This is a genomic window from Luteococcus sp., assembly GCF_043424415.1.
GTDB lineage: Bacteria > Actinomycetota > Actinomycetes > Propionibacteriales > Propionibacteriaceae > Luteococcus.
Map to the genome: position 1 here is coordinate 1 of NZ_JBHWOO010000301.1, position 2,924 is coordinate 2,924.

The 2,924-nt window shown below is 68.7% G+C and carries 2 protein-coding genes; one reads left to right on the forward strand and one right to left on the reverse strand.

Features of this window, described 5'->3' with window-relative positions:
• Positions 1-2,472 (reverse strand): methionine synthase (gene metH, locus ACHFFZ_RS16825; RefSeq protein ID WP_394277743.1); only part of this gene is annotated, 2,472 nt, incomplete at its 3' end.
• 179 nt (positions 2,473-2,651) lie between these two features.
• Between metH and ACHFFZ_RS16830 the strand changes: the two genes are divergently transcribed.
• A complete protein-coding gene (locus ACHFFZ_RS16830) occupies positions 2,652-2,885 on the forward strand; it encodes a hypothetical protein (RefSeq protein ID WP_394277744.1) in 234 nt (77 codons plus the stop codon).
• The last annotated feature ends 39 nt before the right edge of the window (positions 2,886-2,924 follow it).

Here is a 2,924-nt window from a genome sequence, read left to right on the forward strand (position 1 = left end):
CAGCATCACCGGGTACTTGCCGCCCAGGCCCTGGGCGTCGAGCTCGGCGAGGTTGTCCTTCATCACCATGGTGGACTTCACCAGCAGGCCGCTCATGCCGATCGCGTCGGCCTGGTGCTTCTCGGCTGCCTCGACGATCGCGCTGATTGGCTGCTTGATGCCCAGGTTCACCACGGAGTAGCCGTTGTTGCTCACGATGATGTCGACGAGGTTCTTGCCGATGTCGTGCACATCGCCCTTGACCGTCGCCAGCACGATGGTGCCCTTGCCCTTGCGGCCCTGGCCGGAACCGCTCGGATCGTCGTCCTCGACCTTCTCCATGTGGGGTTCGAGGTGGGCCACCGCGGTCTTCATCACCTCGGCAGACTGCAGCACGAAGGGCAGCTGCATCTGGCCCGACCCGAACAGCTCACCGACCACCTTCATGCCGGCCAGCAGGTCCTCGTTGATGATGTCGAGGGCCTTCTTGGTCTGCATGGCCTCGTCGAGGTCGGCCTCCAGGCCCTTGGCCTCGCCGTCGATGATGCGCCGCTGCAGGCGCTCGGCCAGCGGCAGCGCCGCCAGCTCGGCGGCCCGCGAGGCGCGCATGTCTGCCGCCTTGACGCCCTCGAAGAGCTGCAGGAACTTCTGCAGCGGGTCGTAGGCGGGCTGGTCGTCGGTGGCGGGCCGGCGACGGTCGTGAACCAGGTCGAGCGCGACCTCGCGCTGCTGTTCGGGGATGCGGTCCATCGGCATGATCTTCGCCGCGTGCACGATCGCCGAGTCGAGCCCGGCCTGGACGCACTCGTGCAGGAAGACCGAGTTGAGTACGATGCGGGCGGCCGGGTTGAGCCCGAAGGAGATGTTGGACACGCCCAGCGTGGTGCGCACGCCGGGGTAGCGGCGCTTCAGCTCGCGGATCGCCTCGATGGTCTCGATGCCGTCGCGGCGGGTCTCCTCCTGGCCGGTGGCGATCGGGAAGGTGAGGCAGTCGACGAGGATGTCGCCGACCTCCATGCCCCAGTTCTGGGTGAGGTCGTCGATGAGGCGGCTGGCGACGCGCACCTTCCACTCGGCGGTGCGTGCCTGGCCCTCCTCGTCGATGGTCAGCGCGACGACCGCAGCGCCGTGTTCCCGCACGACGGGCATGATGCGGGCGTAGCGGCTGGTGGGTCCGTCACCGTCCTCGAAGTTCACCGAGTTGATGACGCAGCGCCCGGCCAGGGTCTCCAGTCCGGCCTCGATCACCTCGGGTTCGGTGGAGTCGAGCACGATCGGCAGGGTGACGGCGGTGGTGAAGCGGCTGGCCAGGGCACGCATGTCGGCAGCGCCGTCGCGTCCCACGTAGTCGGTGCACAGGTCGAGCAGGTGGGCGCCGTCGCGGACCTGGGCCTTGGCGATCTCGACGCACTCGTCGATGTTGCCGGCGAGCATCGCCTCGCGGAAGGCCTTGGAGCCGTTGGCATTGGTGCGCTCGCCGATCGACAGGTAGCTGGCGTCCTGGGCGAAGGGCACCTCGCTGTAGAGCGAGCTGGCGCCGGTGACGTGCTCCGGGCTGCGCGGTGCGACCTCGCGTCCACCGACGGTCTCGGCGAGCAGCTTGATGTGCTCGGGCGTGGTGCCGCAGCACCCGCCGACGACCGCCAGGCCGTAGTCGGTGGCGTAGCGCTCCAGTGCGGTGGCCAGGCCCTCGGCGTCCAGCGGGTACTCGGCACCATTGGGGCCGAGCACCGGCAGGCCGGCATTGGGCATGCAGCCCACCCCGGCGCGGCTGTGCTTGGCCAGGTGACGCAGGTGCTCGCTCATCTCGGCCGGTCCGGTGGCGCAGTTCATGCCGATCACGTCGATGCCCAGCGGTTCCAGTGCGGTCAGGGCGGCGCCGATCTCGCTGCCCAGCAGCATGGTGCCGGTGGTCTCGACGGTGATGTTGACCAGGATCGGCAGGTCGACTCCGGCCGCGGCACGGGCGCGCTTGGCGGCGATGACGGCCGCCTTGGCCTGCAGCAGGTCCTGGCAGGTCTCGATCTGCACGGCGTCGATGCCGCCGGCGATCATGGCCGAGACCTGGCGCTGGTAGGCGTCGCGGACGGCGGCGAAGGTGACGTGGCCGAGCGTCGGCAGCTTGGTGCCCGGGCCGACCGAGCCAAGGACGAAGCGCGGCTTCTCGTCGGTGCTGAACTCGTCGGCGACGCGGCGCGCGATGCGGGCACTGGCCTCGGCCAGCTCCTCGATCCGGTCGGTGATGCCGTACTCGCCCAGCGCGGCCAGGTTGGTGCCGAAGGTGTTGGTCTCCACCATGTCGGCGCCGGCCTCGAAGTAGGCGCGGTGGATCGACTCGATGACGTCGGGGCGGGTGATGCTGAGCACCTCGTTGCAGCCCTCGAGGTTCTCGAAGTCGTCCATGGTCAGGTCGACGGCCTGCAGCATCGTGCCCATCGCCCCATCGGCGACGAGCACACGACGGTTCAACAGGTCACGAAGGGAGGTAGTCATGGGGTCAAGCCTAGGGTGATGTGACCAAATTCACCGCCCAGCACCGATGCGTGGACAGGATCTGCAGCCAGCCCCGGAACGTCGCCAGTCACGCCCTGCGGGGTGGGAGTGTCACGCTGTGGGTGGAAAGGCCTGCTCGGACCGTGACTGAGAGCATGGTCAGCGGTCACGATGGAGCCATGAAGAAGCTGCTGAAGACCATCGCCTCCCTGAGCGCCGCCAAGCGCGGCGGCCTGTTCGCCTTCGTGAGCGTCGACCTCGCGGCCCGTGTCGCCGCGATCCGCGATGCCCTCAAGCGTGACGACGACGAGATCCGCGGCCCCAAGCTGGCCTGGATCGCCGCCCTGGCCATCGTGAACTCCGGCGGCGTGCTGCCGCTGGTCTACCGCAAGGTGGGCGTCACCACGAAGTGACCCCACTCCACCCCTGACACGGATCGGCCCGCTGAGAAG